Here is a 17,110-nt window from a genome sequence, read left to right on the forward strand (position 1 = left end):
TTTGACTTGCTCATAATTTTAAATCGAAATTGATTCAGGGTTCTTTATAAAAAGACCCGTGTTTCACGCTTGGCTTTTGTTCAGTTTTCAAAGAGCTGTTTGCCCGGTTATGGGCGACTTCGATCACTTGTGTAAATCGCTGTGTTTTATCGAAGTTTGTTATGTTTTGATGTCTTGTTGCGACTTCTAATATACTATCATCATTTGTTTATCTTGTCAAAGCCTTTTTTCAAAGAAAAAGAATGATAGATTGTGACGTCTGTGCGCCTTTCAAAAGAGCAACAGAAATAACTATATCATGGGGGAGTTCACGACGCAAGGCTTTTTTCAAAGAAAAAAAGAGCTTCTGTTATTCAGCTCTTTTCATAGTTCTATAGAACAAACTTTTGAATCGCTACGAGAGCTAGCAATCCAGGAATTCCGAGGAAACCGGACACAGATGCGGTCGCTAGATTAATCGGAATGTGTAGATTAATAGCTGTGCCGAATGCGTTGAGGAAGAATAATAGCAACGCTCCGATCACGAGTTTCACAGCAGCTTGTCCGACCCAACGGAGAGGTTTCAGTGGTGCACCGATGACCAAGAGGAGTATGACCAATCCACATACGATTGCAAATACCCAGAACGGATCCATAACGCTATCCCCCTAACAGTTTGTCTCAACTCTATTCATATGTAGAGACAAACAAAAAAAGAACGAGAAGTTTCAGAAACTCCTCGTTCTAATTTTGCGTACTTTCGCCTCTTTTAACAGAAAGAAGTATTTAGCCTTTGCCAATTTGACTTCATATAGTACCTGCTCTGAGGGTTCAACGCTATTTTCAATTAGTTCTTTTTTGGTTAGCCATTCGGATCTAACGGATTCAATGGCATTTAATAATCGTTCATTTGCTTCCTTCCGAAGCCGACCTTTACGACGAAAAAACACGACTTACCCCGCCTCCGTGGAGCTAAATTTCTCGGCGCCCTTCAAGAGCACGAGATAATGTGACCTCATCGGCATACTCTAGATCTCCACCAACAGGAAGACCGTGCGCGATTCGAGTGATCTTGATGCCAGTTGGTTTTACTAAACGACTGATGTACATCGCGGTTGCCTCCCCTTCTATGTTAGGGTCAGTTGCCATGATTAACTCTTGAACGGTATCATCTTGAAGACGTTTGATAAGCTCTGCAACTTTAATGTCTTCTGGTCCAATTCCTTCAACAGGAGAAATTGCGCCGTGAAGCACATGATAGAGTCCGCGGTATTCTTTCATCTTCTCCATCGCAATAACATCTTTAGAGTCGTGTACAACGCAAATCATCGTTTTGTCTCGACTTGTGTCCTCACAAATCATACAAGGGTCACGGTCTGTTATGTGATGACAATTTGAACAATAGGTGAGATCTCTTTTTGCATTGACCAAAGCCTTACCGAATTCAAATACATCGTCTTCTTTCATTTCTAGAACAAAGAATGCCAGTCGGACGGCCGTTTTCGGTCCGATTCCCGGCAATTTCATAAAGCTATCGATCAACTTCGAAATCGGTTCAGGATAATGCACCGTAATTCCTCCTATAGAAGAGATATGACAAAAGGTGCTTACGACACCTGAATCATCAATCCCTCTAAGCAGGTTAAGTCAATTCAGTTGAACGATTGACTCTTGCTGCTCATACTTCTTCGTTATTTGTGCGCTTTATTTAATTGATCTTTTAGAACATGCCTGGTAAATTCATGCCTTTTGTGAATTGACCCATGTCTTGATTCACAAGATCATCCACTTTTTTCAGTGCGTCATTTGTCGCTGCAAGAACTAAGTCTTGTAGCATATCGATATCATCTGGGTCTACAGCTTCTTCTTTAATTACGATATCCGTAACTTCTTTATGGCCGTTTACTGTAACGGTAACCATACCTCCACCGGCTGTACCTTCTACCGATTTGTCCTTAAGCTCCTCTTGAGCCTTCATCATTTGCTTTTGCATTTTCTGCATTTGTTTCATCATGTTATTCATATTACCTTTCATGGTAATTCCTCCTTTAATTAATTAAATTAATCTTCTACTTCCACGTATTCAGAACCGAAAAGCTTAACCGCTTCTTCTACTATCGGATCCTCTTCTTTTTTCGAGTTGGATTCCGGTTTGTCCTCTATCGAATCAGTAGATGGTTCCTCTTCTTCTATTATATCGGTTGAATCAGACTGTCTTTGTTCTTCTATAAAAGATTGTTTGACCTTTTCCCAGTCTTCTTCAAGAATAGTCATCATCGTCATTTGTTGTCCTAGCGTTTCTTGAACGACGGACTCGACACATTCCCGAATATTCTCTTTAACTGCCATTTGACTATGGAGTTCATGCTGGAAAGCGAGTAGAAAGGCGTTATCTGAGCTCGCAACAGGTGTCGCATTAATCATCCAAGCATGTGCATTGACCATCCTTGATTTGATCCGTTCCATAATATCGCCCCACTTGCTCCGTAGAAGCTGTAGGTCTTTTTTGGAAGCACCCTTAAGCATTTCCTTTATACGACCTGTAGAAGCCTTGGATTTTGGCGTTTTCGATTGGAACGTTCGTTTTGGTTTCGCTGGCTCTTGAGCTGCATCAGACGAGGCTGCCGGAACACCTTGCTCTTTAAGTTTTGTTAGTTCTTTTTCTAATTGTTCAATCCGATTTATTAATGGCTGTACGTCTGTTTGTCCGGATGGTTTAGGTGCACTTTCCTCCTGACAGAGCTTTACGATTGCCAATTCTAAATGGATTCTAGGGTGATTGGTCCATTTCATTTCTTGCTGGGCTTTATTCAAGATATCGATAACCTGGTAAATCCAATCACCTTGTATTTTTTTAGCGAGCATCTCAAACTCTTGATCGACTTGAGCGCGATCAAGCACTTCTTCGAGATTTGGAGCCGCCTGATAAAGAAGCATATCACGGTAATAAAAGATCAAATCGTTAATAAAGCGAATCGGATCCTTTCCTTTATCCATCAACTGATCAATTTGCCTTAAAGCATCAACGACCTGATGTTCTTGAAATGATCGGGTCATTTCAGATAAAAAGGTTTGCGAAACAGATCCTGTGACAGCAAGCACATCTTCAGTCGTGACGGTGTCCTCACTATATGAAACGGCTTGATCGAGAATGCTTAATGCATCTCGCATACCGCCTTCTGCTGCTCGGGCAACGAGTTGGAGCGCTTCTTCCTCAACTGGTACGTTTTGAGATGCAATCACCGTCTGCATTCTTTTAACGATGGCATGACTTGTGATTCTTCTGAAATCGAACCTTTGACATCTAGAGATAATTGTTAACGGAATCTTATGCGGCTCTGTCGTTGCAAGTATGAAGATGACATGTGCTGGTGGTTCTTCTAATGTTTTCAATAGAGCATTAAATGCGCCAATTGAAAGCATATGTACTTCATCGATAATGTACACTTTGTATTGAACGGAGCTCGGTGCATACTTCACTTTATCTCGGATATCACGAATTTCATCAACACCGTTATTAGAAGCCGCGTCAATTTCAATTACATCCGAGTTCGAACCTTTCGTTATACCAAGGCAAGCTTCGCATTCATTACAAGGCTCTGCTACTGGTGCTTTTGCGCAGTTTACAGCCTTCGCTATAATTTTAGCTGCACTTGTTTTACCAGTACCTCTTGGACCGCTGAACAGGTAGGCATGGGATAGCTTTTGTTGTAAAAGTGCATTTTGCAGCGTTTTCGTTATATGCTCTTGCCCGACCATATCTTCAAATTGTTGAGGTCGATATAGCCGGTATAATGCTTGATATGCCATCCGCACACCCTCCTTTTATTTTTTAAGAAAAGCGCAAGCGCCGGGTTAGTCACTTGCAAGTGACTGGGCGCTGAAACTAAATTTCATACTTCGTCAGTTAACTTTTCAACAGCGTCAAATTACAACGATGCTGAGAAGTTATGGTGTTTCTAAATTAGAACATTTTCATCCTTTTTATTATACCGATTCCACCGTTTATTTTCAAAGTAGAATAAATAGAAAAGCGAAATCAGTTAAATCCACGCTAAAAACGTTTAAAACACCTGATTATGAGCACTTTTACTACTGAAATGGTCAAAAACAGGTTATTTCAGCTTTAATAGTAGGATTGATCTCTTAAATAAAGGATCTTGAGCTGGACAGATCATCAGTTATCTAGAAAATCGGGGAATTATCTAGAAAAAAATGAAATTATCCAGAAAAATGCCGATTTATCTAAAAAAATCTTAATTTATCTAGAAAAACACTACCATTATCTAAAAAACGCCTCATTCATGCGATAAGATGAACACTGATCCCCTTTATATAGAAAAAACTCATCCGTTAAGGATGAGTTCTTAGCTTATGTATTAACGCCGTGCACCTTTCTTCGATAAAACCTCCATAAGCGTTACGCTCGCAGTTAGCTCGATCCAGGCAACCCCGCGGCACACGGAGGAACCCACTTACTGCTGCTTCCTTCCGGACCTGACAGGGTTCATGGGGCTCCGTTGCGCAGGACCCGGATGTCAACACCACTTACGAACGGCAGGCCTTACGTCAGCTAACCTTAGAAAGGAATTCAGTCTCGCTACAGCGGATTGCGAGTACAGGACACCGCTACCTTCCCACCTAGCACGGCAAATTTGATAACATTTTTAAGCGCTATAATTGCGCATTTCTTAGTATACGCTCCCTTGTCCGTAAAATCAACTGTAAAATTTCGGAACATCCTTTATATGAACCTTCGTACTACGTTACCGTATCTAAAGGGATATCAGGAGCAGAAAACAACTATAACACGCTTCATTCTTTTGCATCAAGTGCTGTATCTTTTTTGACCTTTTTTCTAGTTCTTAACGACCTGAAAAAATCACTGAGCATCTGTCCGCATTCATCTGCTAACACGCCAGACGTTACAACCGCCTGGTGATTAAAACGTGGTTCGTCCAACAAATTCATGAGTGTGCCTGCACAACCACCTTTCGGATCACTTGCCCCGTAGACCACTCGATCAACCCGAGATAATACAAGTGCGCCAGCACACATCGAACAAGGCTCTAATGTTACATATAACGTACAACCGGATAGCCGCCACGTACCTAAATTCTTGCATGCTTCATCAATTGCCAGAATTTCAGCATGAGCGACAGCCCGTTGTTCTGTTTCTCTCAAGTTATATCCAGAAGCGATGATTTCATGATCCTTTACGATTATGGCACCAATCGGAACCTCTCCAAGTGCTGAAGCCTGTTCTGCGATTTCAATTGCTTTTTTCATATAGGTTTCGTCTGTTTTTTGATTCATAGTGAACTCCTCAATCGTACGATAAAAATCAGTTACATTCACTTTACTGCAACGAGACAGAGAAATCCAATCAAGCGAGTACTATACCTACTCACTAATTAGCAAGATCACCTTTATGAAAAGACGAATACGGTTCAACTGGAAGGAGTGTTACTCCCTTTTCTTCAATAGATAGTTGTTGTACTTCCATGTCAGGAAAGCTATTCGTAAGGTTCACCAATAGCCGATCTGACATGTGGTGTTCAACGAAACAAGCAATCGTTGGACCTGCTCCACTTAAGGCTACTCCAAATGCCCCATGATTGTCAGCGATTTCCTCAACTTTTTCGTAATGCGGGATAATGGGCTTCCGGTAAGGTTGATGATACAAGTCGTGACGCATCATTCTGCCAACAACCGGCCAATCCTTTTGACAAAGAGCCGCAATCAGCAAATTCGAACGGGTTCCCGCATCTACAGCCTCAGAAAAACGCAACCATTCAGGAAGAATCTCACGAGACACCTCTGTTTTTAATTCTTCGGTCGGCGTAACAACGATTACTCGGAAATCGAGATCCGGTATAGATTGTAATTCCACATTGTCTTTCATCATAGAGGTAACGACAAGCCCACCGTACAAAGATGCACCTACATTATCTGCGTGACCTTCAAACTTTGCGGCTAACTCTAATTTCTTTTTACGAGATAATCCTAGTTTCCCAACTAAATTAGCAAGCTCAATGCCAGCAACAATGGCAGCCGCACTTGAACCTAATCCACTCGCTGCAGGGATTTCACTTTCTACTTCAATTAAGTGAGGGTGTAAATCATAATCAAAAAGTTGAGCCGTCCTAAGCGCGGTTTTTACAATAAGGTTGCGTTCATCCGTAGGAAAACAAAATTGAAAGGGTGCAAGTGTATTTACCTTCCAATTACAACTTGGATAAACTTTGATTGTTAAATAACGGTCTAATGCAATTCCGATTGAATCAAATCCAGGGCCGAGGTTTGCGGTACTTGCTGGAACTCGTATCTGCCAGGCGTAATGTTTCATACACCAATCGCCCCTTTAATGTAATGAGATACAATCTCATATTCGTTCGGTAATGTCTTTGATTGGAATGAACTTGCTGATATGGCCGTGTCCGGATCCTTTAGTCCATTACCTGTTAAGACCATAACAATCCGTTGGCCACGCATTAATTGACTATTTGCTTTCAACTTTTTTAATCCAGCTAACGAGGCACAGGAAGCCGGTTCTGCAAATACTCCTTCTTTTTTTGCCAAGTCCTCATAAGCTTGAATGATTTCCTCGTCATTTACTTCATCTATACGTCCAGAGGATTGTTGGACAGCCTCTACGGCAAGATTCCAACTGGCTGGATTACCGATTCGAATGGCTGTTGCGATCGTTTCTGGTTGATGAAAAATCCGATCATGGACAATGGCAGCGGCTCCTTCAGCTTCAAATCCATACATCTGGGGGAGTATTGTGTTTTGCGCTTTATGGAACTCTTTAAATCCTCTCCAGTAAGCAGAGATATTTCCTGCATTCCCAACTGGTATAGCAAGTAGATCAGGTGCATCTCCAAGTTGGTTGCATATTTCAAACGCCCCTGTCTTTTGTCCCTCAATTCGAAATGGATTTACAGAATTAACGAGCGTGACCGATTCTTGTTCACTTATTTCACGGACGATCTTTAACGCCTCATCGAAGTTCCCTTCTATTGAGACAATTTCTGCTCCATACATGACCGCTTGTGCTAACTTTCCTTTCGCAATTTTGCCATCTGGTATGACAACGATACATTTCATGCCTGCTCTCGCTGCATAAGCTGCTGCTGAAGCAGACGTGTTCCCTGTTGACGCACATATGACGACATTGCTACCCGCTTCCTTCGCCTTCGCAACAGCTAGAACCATCCCTCGATCTTTAAACGATCCTGTCGGGTTGGCCCCTTCAATCTTTGCATACAACTCAACATCTAGTTCTTTTGAGAGTGATGGGAGTTGTACAAGGGGCGTGTTTCCTTCATTTAAACTTAATGGAGGTGTTCGCTCAGATACAGGTAAATAGGACTGGAATTCTGATAGTAAGCCGCCCCATTGATTCATCAACTTTTACCTCCCTCCACACGGTATGTGCTTTTAATCCCGTGAACAGCTGTAAGGTCATTTAATTCGGAAAGAATCTTCTCGAAATTCTCTAAAGAAACCTGATGAGTAATAAGGACAATTTCTGCACGTTTTTCTGAAGGAAGTGGATTTTGTAGAACTTTTTCAAAGCTTGCACCGTTCTTTGAAAAAGTTGAAGTAATACTTGAAAGAACACCCACCTCGTCTTCAACATGTAATCTTAGAAAATGTTTTGAATAAATCTCTTCTTTACCTTTCAGTTGCTTGGGAAACTCTGGAATAACTGAACTATTCCCATTCACACCAAGTCTCATGTTTCTCATTACGCCAACCATGTCTGAAACGACGGCTGTCGCAGTTGGAAGGCTGCCTGCGCCAGGTCCGTAAAACATCGTTTCCCCCACTGCTTCTCCATACACATATACAGCATTATATTCATCATCTACAGAAGACAACGGATGTGTGTTGACGAGTAAAGTCGGCTCAACGTTCACTTCAACTTTTGTCCCTTGTCGATGAGCATTACCGATTAACTTCATTGTGTACCCGAATTGCTCTGCATATTGAAGGTCTTCTTCAGTAACTTCTGTTATGCCCTCCACCTGGACATCATCTAAATCAATGTTCATTGAAAAACCAAGTGTAGATAGAATCGCCATTTTACGAGCGGAATCCAGTCCACCCACGTCAGCAGTCGGGTCTGCTTCAGCAAAACCGAGTTGCTGCGCTTCAGACAGGACATCGTCATATGAACGTCCTTCCTTCGACATTTTCGTCAAAATAAAATTCGTAGTCCCGTTTACGATTCCCATGATTTTTGTTATGCGATCAGAAGCTAAACCATCTTTCAGCCCGCGTAGGATTGGTATCCCTCCCGCTACACTTGCTTCATAGAATAGATCGCATTGATTCTTCTCGGCAATAGACAAGAGTTCGGGTCCATGAACAGCCATCAAATCCTTGTTTGCTGTTACGACATGCTTCTTTTGCTCGAGAGCTTGTACGAGGTATCCTCTCGTTTCTTCGACACTCCCCATTACTTCTACGACAATATCAATCTCTGGATCTAACAGTACATCATTAGGATTTTGTGTTAGTAGTGAGAGGTCTACCTCGACATCCCTTGTTTTGTTTACTTCTTTTACGAGAGCCTTTTTGATTTCAACTGGACAACCGATCTGATGAAAGAGTTTGTCCTGATGATTTTCAATTACCTTAACAACCCCTGAACCTACTGTACCTAATCCTAGTATACCGACTGAAATGGATTCCATTTAACCATCCTCCTGTTCTTCTGTAATGGACATTTGTTTGTGTATTACGGACATTATAAGGAAGGTGTACAGCCATTACAATAGGTTATTTTGCAGTTTTTCTATGTAAGAGCTTACATTGCTTCTATGCCAGCAAAAAAAAATTAAAAAAGACCCTGAATGCCTCGTCATCCTCCAAAATTCATGGATTGAGACGTTTTATTCAAGGTCGACCACTGCTTTATTCTTTATGATTTAATCGGAGTTCTCTTCTTTGGTTGGTGTGATTTTTTAGAGGCGTAAATTGTTTTTCTGGTGATGGATTTTTACTATAGTTGGGTGCAGAAGATTCATCAGTACTGAATTTCACGCGCCAATTTTCTGTGACAGACTTCATGCCTTCAAGCATAAAATTCATCGATAAAATCGTTAAAGCAAAGAAAACAATCGGAACAAGAACAATCCACGGATAGACAGTGATATAACGGACACCATTTCCGATCAAACCGGACCACTCATATGACATAGATTGAGGTGGATCCGGCCAGTTCGGATCAAAGCTTATATTTGTACCACCAAAGAATACTTTGAAGAAACCTAAATGCGCCAATACTAGCATCGTTTGAACGAGCTGCTGCATGAATATAATCCAAAGCTGTGGTTGAATATGGGGTCTCACGTGTTTCCATAAAATATGAAGTCTACTCCCACCTACAACCTTTGCACCATCAATAAATTCATGGTTATAGATTCTACCTAATTCATTTCCAATCAATATGGACGTTGTCGGAACAGCTAAGAATGCCAGGATGACAACTTCAATGCCTACCCGCTCCCAAAATGTATACGCAAAGCCATTGAAATTTTCTACTAAGAACGGCGTCAATATGAACAAAGCTAATAAAGTAACTGGAACATAGTTGAAAACATCAACAAACCAAGTTATATAGCGTCTAAATCGATAAAGATATGCGCCATAAAGTATGCCGAATACCAATGAAGTAAGTAAGCGAATCGTTGCAATTATTATGGCAAATCCAATCGTATACTTTGCACCAATTGATATCATATGCGTAAAGTGAAAACCTAAGTTATTCGTACCTAGAGGGATGTCTAAACTAGGTGATAAAGGAGCTGCTTCAATTGCTCTCCCTTTTTCATAAAGGACTTGTGTTTGAGCTACATGGTTATCCCAAACAAATGTATGTAGGAAACTAGTAGCGATCAAAGTGAAGAGAAATAGAAAGCCAATTAGAAAGTATGTATTCTTAAATAATCTCAAAATCACTTACATCACGACCTTTTCATTCGTAAATCTCTCAAGCAGCCATTGCCCAAGTGCAAAGAACAGAAAGATCGGGATGAAAATCGCAAGTAAGCTTAAGGCAAACACCGTCGGCTCTAGGTATTCTAATAAAAAGCTCATAATGCCATTAATATTAAATATGTATTCGAGGATGAGTAAATTAGATAACATAAACCAAATGACGGTTTTGGAATAGTTCAACAAACTGCCAAGTGCATTCCTTAGTACGTGGTAGATCAGAATCATTGTTGGGTAGACACCTTTGCTTTTTGCTAAATCTACATATTGTTTCTCCAGTTCAATCTCCGTTATGGAAACCATGACTTTATAATATTGGATCATTGGCAGTATAGATAAACAAACCATAGGAAGTAAATAGATTGGTTCTCCAGGCAATGAAGCGACCTCAAAGAATAGCAGCCCAGTTTGTTTATAAAGCCACACAATGGCGAGCTGACAAATGAGAATAATTAAAAGATCCGGTATAGATTCCAGGATGAAAGTGAAAACCTTAACCTTTCCTCTCCACTTCTCCTGTATAAGCATCGTTACAAATGTGAAGAATCCTGCAGTTACAAGTGCAAGTAAGAGCGCACCGATTAAAATGATGAGAGAATAAGAAACGATTCCAGATAATTGAGGCAATAATGCTCTCGTTGCCCCGCCCGTACTGTAAGTAATCTCTTGAATATTCAACAACCCTTGAAAGACTTCCTTTATACTCGCAATGTAACCAGACCAGTTGAGCGTAAATGAACCGTCTGAAGGTAATAAGTTTGGCAAACCAGCCATCATTATGATTCCGACTACAATACACCCAAACCTTAGCAATTGATTGATTAAAAAACTCATACACGCCCCCTAGACCTACCTAATTAATGTAACCCCTTCTCTTTATCCAACCATGTAATTTTGTTCTGATCGTTTTGTTTCAACCCCCGGACAAATGCCGAATCATTTTGCTCCTTCCAGACACCTTTCTTGTCATGCTGTTTCCGTACATTAATTTCTACTGTATAACCGATCCAAGGCTGACCGATCTCTTCCACTGCTTCGATACCGGTATATAGCTCAGTTCCTTTGTGGAACATTTCTTCTACTGAGGAGCGAACTTCAGCTTTACTAGCGTGTGAAGCAATCTCTATATTTAATGAAACAAATTTCTCTCGTTTTGTAACATTCACATACTCTATGAAGCCATTTTCTTGTATGGCGATATGTGCGACACGATTAATCAGTGGTAGACTCGTAACAACTTGATCCGATGTAAGCAACGCACCATCAATAAATTTCTCCCCTTTTTGCGGAGGCTCTAAAATATAGGTGACTGAGAACAGAAGGAAGCATAAGCAAACGGCCAAACTTAATAACGGCTTGATCCTCCCCATATATTTTTCAAGGAACATTGGGGGATTCGGTTGTTCGCGGATTTGTTTCATAACAGCCTGTTTTCTTGCATCTGTAAATCGCTTTTTTTGATAAACTGCCTTATCCATTATTTGATCTAGTTGCTTCAACTTATCATCCATTAGGTTCTGCCCCTTTCTCGAGTTGAGTTCGCAAAAGCTTCCTTGCTTGGAATAACCTAGACTTCAAAGTGGACGGCTTAATCTTGAACAACTCACTAATTTCTGCGAGGCTTAATTCTTCCTGATAGTACAAAATAATAAGTTCACGGTATTTAACAGGCAGCGAAAGGATCGATTCTGCTAATTCATTGTATTCATCCTCCACAATTAATCGGAGCTCTGGGGTGTGCTCGTTACTTTCTTGTTTAAAAAAAGTAACTGGATTGGCAAACCATACATTTCTGTGGGACCAGCTCTTTAAATGATCTTTGCAGCGATTAACCGTAATCCGGTATAACCAATTCTTCAATGAACCCTCGCCACGAAACGTTTCAAGCTTTGAATAACAAGTAATGAATACATCTTGAACGATATCCTCTGCTTTGCCCCAGTCTTTCACATATGTATAAGCGAGACGAGTCAATCTCTCAGCGAAACAATCCACGACCTCTTCCATGATCTCTTCTTTATATAAACGTAAGTTTTCAATACTGAATGAATGCTTTTCTTGAAAAACTTCTCGAAAGTTTTCCATACGTACAACCCCCTAAAAGACCCTTCTCTATATAGACGAACAAATGTTAATTCGGTTGGTTATTGTTTGAACATTTTTACATTTTAAACAAATTATATGTTTAATTTCAGAGTTTGGGAAGAGACCCTGGCCAAAGTTCGCCTAAATTTGGATATTACATTTAGACATAAAAAAAAGCCGAACCCTACATCTCTTCTAAAAAAGATGTAAGGTTCGACCTCATTACGATTAGGATAATTCAGCTGAAAAGCTTGGTGCAGTTAAACCAAGATCTTCAAATGCTTTCCCCATTTTTTCTTCAAAACTTGCAAACAATTCATCCGCTTCTGCTTGAGCATCCTCAGATGCTTCAATTGTAAGACTCTCTGCTCGTTTTTCGTAAGAAGCAGCAGCGTCCTCTAGAGCCGTTTTCATTTCTTCTTCATATTTTGAAAGTTCACTTGGAATTGAAATGGAACGAATAGCTTCTGCCGCTTTAGGGCCTTCTTCTTCAGCAGCTTTTTTCAAAGCTTCTAACTCTTCAGTTGTCGGCTTCTCCTCCGCTTCTTCATCAAGATAAGTCTCTTTTGAAGCTTGGAATTCATTAAAAGGACCTTGATGTGCTTGAAGGACATCTACAACCTCGCTTTGGAAGTTCAATAAAGCTACTTTTAGTTCTTCTTCGCTTGTTTCATTTTCTGTTCCAGTCTCTTCAGTATTTGTTTCTTCAGACTTTTTGTCCTCTGTTCCTTCTGAATCTTGGCTACAAGCTGCAGTAATAGCAAGAAGGAATACAGCTGCAATCATTAATAATTTCTTCATGGTTTAAAGCTCCCCTTTTAATTGTTTATTTAGCACAACGGTTCCGACACGTTTATAGACAGAAATCGTTGTCCGTATATAGAGACGAAACACACCCCACCTTGGTTGGACATAAATGGATATTTTTAAATAAATTTTTTTGTAGTAAATATAATAAAAAAGTGCCTCAGATTTTCTCTGGGCACTTACATTAAATCTATTCTAATTCTTTTTGGATATTTGGTGGTAGTAAATCTGAAGCTTCGAAGATTTTACCGAGCTTTTCTTCAAAGTTTGCAAATAGTTGATCTGCTTCACTTTCCGTTTCTTTCTTTTCAAGTGTCAGCTCTTCTACTCGTTTTTCATAGGATGCGGCAGCATCTTCTAAAGCTGCCTTGAGATCTTCTTCATATTGAGCCAGTTCAACAGGAATCTCCATTGATCTAATGTCTTCTGCTGCCTTTGGTCCTGCAGATTTTGCTTCTTCCATCAGTGCTTCTGCATCCTCTTTCGTAGGCATGTTTTCAGCTGTTGTTTCAGGATCATTCATTTTCGCCTTGATCGCTTCAAATTCAGTAAAAGGTTTGTGGCTGTCTTGTAACACATCTACCATTTCTGATTGAAAGTCCATTAAAGCAGACTTCACTTCAATCGGATCTATTTTCTCTTCTTTATCTTCTTTCGTCCCTGTAGCAGAATCTTGGCTTCCGCAAGCAGCTAAAGTTAATACGAGCACTGCCAACATAAGTGTTGTTAGGATTTTTTTCATATGTTTCTCCCCCTTGTGTATGTTCTCCTAAGCTTTGTTAGTGTACCAAGGATTTCAAATATGTAAATTATTTTATTTTTCTAAATTATCAATATTTGAAACGGATCTATAGGTTGGTACGTCATTAGAAAAAAGGAGGGAAAGTATGTTTCGATTGTTGAGCGTATTTGTTTTATCCTTATCGATTTTGATGTTAGCTGGATGTGGTTCTGTTGCAAATGGAAGTGGTGAGTCTAAGGAACAAAAGCCTCCGAAGGCAACCATCACAATTGAAGATAAAGAAGTTTCATATAAAGAAGGATCTTATTGCTGGAGCACATCATATAAAGGTGTATGTGCAGATACTGGTGGCGCAGAAGAACTAACTGAAGATACTCCCCCTTTAGTCGTATCGAAAAGTGGAAACATGCAGATTTCCTATGAACAGGATCCGAGTAGTCTTCACGTCATGGTGCTAAAAGATGGTGCTGAGCATCAAACCTTTAAAGACCAATATGAATTGAAAATACCAGAAGAGCCTGGAACGTATGTATATGGCGTGTTTGCGAAATGGGAGAACCAAGGTGACTCGTTCATCGCTTATAAAATTAAAGTTAAATAAGAATGTTCCATGTGAAACATAGAAAAGCTTAATCGCCCTTTCAATGCTCACTAAATCTTAAACGACCAAACGCCCACATCTAGATGATGGGGCGTTTGTTTGGTTTTTTACTGTCTATCGTTCTCTTCTTGCTCGTCTTCTTCGTCACGTCTAATGATATTGTGATGACTCCGATGATTTCATCATTCTTATCTGTAATCGGTTCACCGTAAATATCGTATGTGCTTTCACCTAATGTTGTAGGAAAGTTAATTTTCTTTCTCATCTTCATGCCTGTATCAATTATTTCTTGTTTAAATGCCATTAGTTCTTTCGTGCCTTTATTATTCGCAATCTCATCATCACGTTTACCTAATAAATTTGCAGATTCAAAATCCGGATGTGGATTAAACACCCACATGTATTCCAACTGTAAATTACAATAGGCAATCACCATTTGAGAATTCCTAAGTAATAAAAGAAATGAAGGTTCCTCATATTGATCGTTAAAGAAAGTTGAAGGGTTCACACCAAGAGCTGTTGCGATTTTTTTCGCAACTTCCATACTTGGATTCCTCGTCCCTTTCTCGATTTGTGCATAGTAGGATCGATCAATAAAACATTGCATTGCTACTTGTTCTTGTGTATAACCTTTTTGTTTTCTTGCTTGTATGAGCCATTCTCTCATTTAAGACCCCTCCATATGTTGCAAACAGCCACTTTGATTATTATCAGAATTATAAGAATATAATTACAACGACTACTATTTGATTTAATGTTAAAAATTACATTTGAAGGGATGTGCATGATGCCAATTACAACTCGACCTTTAAACAGTAAACCACTCTACCTGCCCTTTGCTTGGTTACAATTAGTATTAGAACAAAACACATCAAGCACCTACTTGTTAACCAAAGATTCAACAGACTTTTGGAAGGAAAACTACGAACGTATCAACACATACATATTAAGAAATATTCAAACTTGCCAAACATTGCATTTATTAAAATCAAAAGTTCTCTTGTATGAACGCAATCATATTGTACTATCCGTTTGTAATGAACAAATCATGATCGTTTTCCATCTACATTATTGTGACAATGATTGGTATATCGACATCATGTCAATGAAAAATGAATTTCACCCTTTGCACTAGTTGCAAGTCGATTTATTCATAACCATTCCCATGAAATGTAATCTTTCATTTAGTCTCTCAGAGACGTAAATGATTTATGTATAAAACAATTGTAGCAAGAAAGAACCAAAGTACATGTGGCTTTTAGCCACATGTATGTGTTTTTTTATTGTTCACAACACTATATATACCAAGTGTTATACCCACACCTTAACAATTACCTCATTTTACCAAATTCAATTATTGTATAAAAATTTCCACTCTATTCATACTAACGACAAGTGGTGAATACCTCCACTGATTCCACATGAATAGAGGTGACTGACATGGCTCAAAATCAACAACAATTGGCAGTACCAGGTGCACAAGCGGCAATTAACGCTATGAAGACTGAAATCGCTTCAGAATTCGGAGTACAACTTGGACCAGACACTAGCTCTCGCCAAAACGGTTCTGTAGGCGGAGAAATCACTAAGCGTCTTGTACAACAAGCTCAAGCACAACTTGGTGGTGGCCGTTACTAATTACTAGCATACTTAATGCTAAACCTCTTCTTGACCAAAAGGATCTTCGCTAACGATTAGCGAGGATCTTTTTTATTATCCTTGTAATCTTTTTGTAACAAAAGAAATGTTTTTGAAACCTTTTAAGGTGCTTATTCGTCTAATAAGTAGAGTAAGCAATTTTTTAGGGGGTTTTTTTGTTGAAAACATTCACGATAGCCTTAGCACTTATCTTATCATTCGGATTCATTTTTAGCCCAGAGATCGTCACTGAAAGTAAGGCAGCTCAAGGGAGTAACGATAAAACTGAATACATGCATACTCAAGAAGATACTGAAAATAAAATACAAACTGAACAACCAAATACACAAACGAACACGACTGTGTCCCGTCAAGTGAAGGATAACAATGAAATGAGTAAGACAGAGGAACAGATGAACTACATACGTGAACGTATCAGTATTGCGCAAACGAAATCTGAGGTCGAAGCCATAATGGGTACGGAATATAGGGAGCACCTTAATGCAATGGAAGGCACAACAATGTGGACATATGATCTTCTCACAGCGAAAGGTTATCAGTTCACAGGAGAAATGGATGAGGTAGATATTCAAGGCTTACTGAACGGAGATGTAAATATCGCTTTGTCTATTAACTGGAATGAACAGACTGGGAAATCTGACTTTGTATCCGTCCATTACACGAATGGAAAAGAAAACACACTTTGTAACTATCGAATTTTTGAAGATGGATCATCGAAAGACAGCTGTTACCAATACTAGGTACTCTTGAAAGACCCTCTTTCACATATGAGGGTCTTTCTTTATATATTTTCTTGGAAGTTTAAAGTATAACGCCAATCCAATGGCAATGATCCAGAAAAGGATCCGGATTACACTTCGATGCTGATACAAGAACGTGATTAATGGAGGGTGATGTTCTGGGGAGACCAATCTACTACCATGATCAAAGAAAATTAAATTTGTGCTGATATCAAAGAATGTATAAATGAAATCTGCCAAAATAACGAATAAAAAACAACTCAAAAAAACTTTCCCCATTACTACATCCCCCCAAATGAATTCTACAATAAATTTCCATTTAAATGTAATAAAAAAGACCCAAAAACGGGTCGTATACCTCTAATGGCGGCCCCGGCAGGAATCGAACCTGCGACGCACGGTTTAGGAAACCGACGCTCTATCCACTGAGCTACGGGGCCGTTTTTTTGAATGCACTCTTTATTATAATGATTTAGAGGCATTCCGTAA

Annotated in this window: 20 protein-coding genes, 1 tRNA gene and 1 other RNA gene; 4 read left to right on the plus strand and 18 right to left on the minus strand. The window is 39.6% G+C overall.

Going from position 1 to position 17,110, the window contains the following annotated elements; genetic code table 11:
• Window positions 1-371: 371 nt before the first annotated feature.
• The 16 genes from L2716_RS18015 to L2716_RS18090 all read right to left on the minus strand — a co-directional run bounded on the left by L2716_RS18015 (window position 372) and on the right by L2716_RS18090 (window position 13,621).
• Complete coding sequence (locus L2716_RS18015; protein WP_236339233.1) at window positions 372-635, minus strand: pro-sigmaK processing inhibitor BofA family protein; 264 nt, start codon at window positions 633-635, stop codon at window positions 372-374.
• Window positions 636-707: 72 nt separating this feature from the next.
• The gene (locus L2716_RS18020; RefSeq protein ID WP_236339235.1) at window positions 708-929 is read right to left on the minus strand and encodes a YaaL family protein; all 222 of its coding nucleotides are present in this window, start codon (window positions 927-929) and stop codon (window positions 708-710) included.
• A 22-nt stretch (window positions 930-951) separates the two neighbouring features.
• The gene (gene recR, locus L2716_RS18025; RefSeq protein WP_236339251.1) at window positions 952-1,548 is read right to left on the minus strand and encodes a recombination mediator RecR; all 597 of its coding nucleotides are present in this window, start codon (window positions 1,546-1,548) and stop codon (window positions 952-954) included.
• A gap of 151 nt (window positions 1,549-1,699) precedes the next feature.
• Window positions 1,700-2,014 (minus strand): YbaB/EbfC family nucleoid-associated protein, encoded by a 315-nt coding sequence (locus L2716_RS18030; protein ID WP_268964099.1) that lies wholly within the window; start codon window positions 2,012-2,014, stop codon window positions 1,700-1,702.
• A 26-nt stretch (window positions 2,015-2,040) separates the two neighbouring features.
• On the minus strand, window positions 2,041-3,789 hold the full coding sequence (gene dnaX / locus L2716_RS18035) for a DNA polymerase III subunit gamma/tau (RefSeq protein ID WP_236339261.1): 1,749 nt from the start codon (window positions 3,787-3,789) through the stop codon (window positions 2,041-2,043).
• A gap of 575 nt (window positions 3,790-4,364) precedes the next feature.
• Window positions 4,365-4,629: signal recognition particle sRNA large type (ffs, locus tag L2716_RS18040), an RNA gene on the minus strand.
• 165 nt (window positions 4,630-4,794) lie between these two features.
• Window positions 4,795-5,295 carry a tRNA adenosine(34) deaminase TadA gene (gene tadA, locus L2716_RS18045; RefSeq protein WP_236339263.1) on the minus strand — a complete coding sequence of 167 codons (501 nt, stop codon included), beginning with the start codon at window positions 5,293-5,295 and terminating at the stop codon, window positions 4,795-4,797.
• 94 nt (window positions 5,296-5,389) lie between these two features.
• A complete protein-coding gene (thrB, locus tag L2716_RS18050; RefSeq protein WP_236339265.1) occupies window positions 5,390-6,328 on the minus strand; it encodes a homoserine kinase in 939 nt (312 codons plus the stop codon).
• Window positions 6,325-7,389 (minus strand): threonine synthase, encoded by a 1,065-nt coding sequence (gene thrC, locus L2716_RS18055; protein WP_236339368.1) that lies wholly within the window; start codon window positions 7,387-7,389, stop codon window positions 6,325-6,327. The genes thrB and thrC overlap by 4 nt, the downstream gene beginning before the upstream one ends.
• Entirely contained in the window at window positions 7,389-8,684 is a 1,296-nt protein-coding gene (locus L2716_RS18060; protein WP_236339266.1) for a homoserine dehydrogenase, read from the minus strand. The genes thrC and L2716_RS18060 overlap by 1 nt, the downstream gene beginning before the upstream one ends.
• A gap of 220 nt (window positions 8,685-8,904) precedes the next feature.
• Window positions 8,905-9,945: an ABC transporter permease gene (locus L2716_RS18065; RefSeq protein WP_236339268.1), complete on the minus strand. Its 1,041-nt coding sequence runs from the start codon at window positions 9,943-9,945 to the stop codon at window positions 8,905-8,907.
• A gap of 6 nt (window positions 9,946-9,951) precedes the next feature.
• On the minus strand, window positions 9,952-10,821 hold the full coding sequence (locus tag L2716_RS18070) for an ABC transporter permease subunit (protein WP_236339270.1): 870 nt from the start codon (window positions 10,819-10,821) through the stop codon (window positions 9,952-9,954).
• A 23-nt stretch (window positions 10,822-10,844) separates the two neighbouring features.
• A complete protein-coding gene (locus L2716_RS18075) occupies window positions 10,845-11,498 on the minus strand; it encodes a helix-turn-helix domain-containing protein (RefSeq protein ID WP_236339272.1) in 654 nt (217 codons plus the stop codon).
• Window positions 11,491-12,072, minus strand: a complete 582-nt coding sequence (locus L2716_RS18080; protein WP_236339274.1) for a sigma-70 family RNA polymerase sigma factor — start codon at window positions 12,070-12,072, stop codon at window positions 11,491-11,493. Before L2716_RS18080 ends, L2716_RS18075 begins: the two co-directional genes overlap by 8 nt.
• A 228-nt stretch (window positions 12,073-12,300) precedes the next feature.
• Entirely contained in the window at window positions 12,301-12,873 is a 573-nt protein-coding gene (locus tag L2716_RS18085) for a hypothetical protein (RefSeq protein ID WP_236339276.1), read from the minus strand.
• Window positions 12,874-13,069: 196 nt separating this feature from the next.
• Window positions 13,070-13,621, minus strand: coding sequence for a hypothetical protein (locus tag L2716_RS18090; protein ID WP_236339278.1), 552 nt, complete (start codon window positions 13,619-13,621; stop codon window positions 13,070-13,072).
• A 145-nt stretch (window positions 13,622-13,766) separates the two neighbouring features.
• Here L2716_RS18090 and L2716_RS18095 point away from each other — a divergent pair, with 145 nt between their 5' ends.
• On the plus strand, window positions 13,767-14,222 hold the full coding sequence (locus tag L2716_RS18095; RefSeq protein WP_236339279.1) for a hypothetical protein: 456 nt from the start codon (window positions 13,767-13,769) through the stop codon (window positions 14,220-14,222).
• Between the two features lie 79 nt (window positions 14,223-14,301).
• Here L2716_RS18095 and L2716_RS18100 read toward each other — a convergent pair whose 3' ends face one another.
• Complete coding sequence (locus L2716_RS18100; protein WP_236339281.1) at window positions 14,302-14,889, minus strand: helix-turn-helix domain-containing protein; 588 nt, start codon at window positions 14,887-14,889, stop codon at window positions 14,302-14,304.
• 120 nt (window positions 14,890-15,009) lie between these two features.
• Between L2716_RS18100 and L2716_RS18105 the strand changes: the two genes are divergently transcribed.
• From L2716_RS18105 to L2716_RS18115, 3 genes are all read left to right on the plus strand, one after another.
• Window positions 15,010-15,357: a hypothetical protein gene (locus tag L2716_RS18105; RefSeq protein WP_236339283.1), complete on the plus strand. Its 348-nt coding sequence runs from the start codon at window positions 15,010-15,012 to the stop codon at window positions 15,355-15,357.
• 305 nt (window positions 15,358-15,662) lie between these two features.
• Window positions 15,663-15,860 (plus strand): alpha/beta-type small acid-soluble spore protein, encoded by a 198-nt coding sequence (locus L2716_RS18110; protein WP_236339285.1) that lies wholly within the window; start codon window positions 15,663-15,665, stop codon window positions 15,858-15,860.
• A gap of 179 nt (window positions 15,861-16,039) precedes the next feature.
• A complete protein-coding gene (locus L2716_RS18115; protein ID WP_236339286.1) occupies window positions 16,040-16,621 on the plus strand; it encodes a hypothetical protein in 582 nt (193 codons plus the stop codon).
• 364 nt (window positions 16,622-16,985) lie between these two features.
• Here L2716_RS18115 and L2716_RS18120 read toward each other — a convergent pair.
• Window positions 16,986-17,061: transfer RNA gene (locus tag L2716_RS18120), tRNA-Arg, on the minus strand.
• Between the last annotated feature and the right edge of the window lie 49 nt (window positions 17,062-17,110).

The organism is Pseudalkalibacillus berkeleyi (genome assembly GCF_021608225.1).
GTDB classification, from domain to species: Bacteria; Bacillota; Bacilli; order Bacillales; family Fictibacillaceae; genus Pseudalkalibacillus; species Pseudalkalibacillus berkeleyi.

What these genes read in the sequence shown, in the direction of transcription:
- thrC (WP_236339368.1), bottom strand. Translation starts at nt 7,389, where the DNA reads ATGAATCAATGGGGCGGCTTACTATCAGAATTCCAGTCCTATTTACCT.
- L2716_RS18095 (WP_236339279.1), top strand. Translation starts at nt 13,767, where the DNA reads ATGTTTCGATTGTTGAGCGTATTTGTTTTATCCTTATCGATTTTGATG.
- L2716_RS18075 (WP_236339272.1), bottom strand. Translation starts at nt 11,498, where the DNA reads ATGGATGATAAGTTGAAGCAACTAGATCAAATAATGGATAAGGCAGTT.
- L2716_RS18030 (WP_268964099.1), bottom strand. Translation starts at nt 2,014, where the DNA reads ATGAAAGGTAATATGAATAACATGATGAAACAAATGCAGAAAATGCAA.
- dnaX (WP_236339261.1), bottom strand. Translation starts at nt 3,789, where the DNA reads ATGGCATATCAAGCATTATACCGGCTATATCGACCTCAACAATTTGAA.
- thrB (WP_236339265.1), bottom strand. Translation starts at nt 6,328, where the DNA reads ATGAAACATTACGCCTGGCAGATACGAGTTCCAGCAAGTACCGCAAAC.
- L2716_RS18100 (WP_236339281.1), bottom strand. Translation starts at nt 14,889, where the DNA reads ATGAGAGAATGGCTCATACAAGCAAGAAAACAAAAAGGTTATACACAA.
- L2716_RS18105 (WP_236339283.1), top strand. Translation starts at nt 15,010, where the DNA reads ATGCCAATTACAACTCGACCTTTAAACAGTAAACCACTCTACCTGCCC.
- L2716_RS18015 (WP_236339233.1), bottom strand. Translation starts at nt 635, where the DNA reads ATGGATCCGTTCTGGGTATTTGCAATCGTATGTGGATTGGTCATACTC.
- L2716_RS18090 (WP_236339278.1), bottom strand. Translation starts at nt 13,621, where the DNA reads ATGAAAAAAATCCTAACAACACTTATGTTGGCAGTGCTCGTATTAACT.
- L2716_RS18085 (WP_236339276.1), bottom strand. Translation starts at nt 12,873, where the DNA reads ATGAAGAAATTATTAATGATTGCAGCTGTATTCCTTCTTGCTATTACT.
- tadA (WP_236339263.1), bottom strand. Translation starts at nt 5,295, where the DNA reads ATGAATCAAAAAACAGACGAAACCTATATGAAAAAAGCAATTGAAATC.
- L2716_RS18070 (WP_236339270.1), bottom strand. Translation starts at nt 10,821, where the DNA reads ATGAGTTTTTTAATCAATCAATTGCTAAGGTTTGGGTGTATTGTAGTC.
- L2716_RS18080 (WP_236339274.1), bottom strand. Translation starts at nt 12,072, where the DNA reads ATGGAAAACTTTCGAGAAGTTTTTCAAGAAAAGCATTCATTCAGTATT.
- L2716_RS18110 (WP_236339285.1), top strand. Translation starts at nt 15,663, where the DNA reads ATGGCTCAAAATCAACAACAATTGGCAGTACCAGGTGCACAAGCGGCA.
- L2716_RS18060 (WP_236339266.1), bottom strand. Translation starts at nt 8,684, where the DNA reads ATGGAATCCATTTCAGTCGGTATACTAGGATTAGGTACAGTAGGTTCA.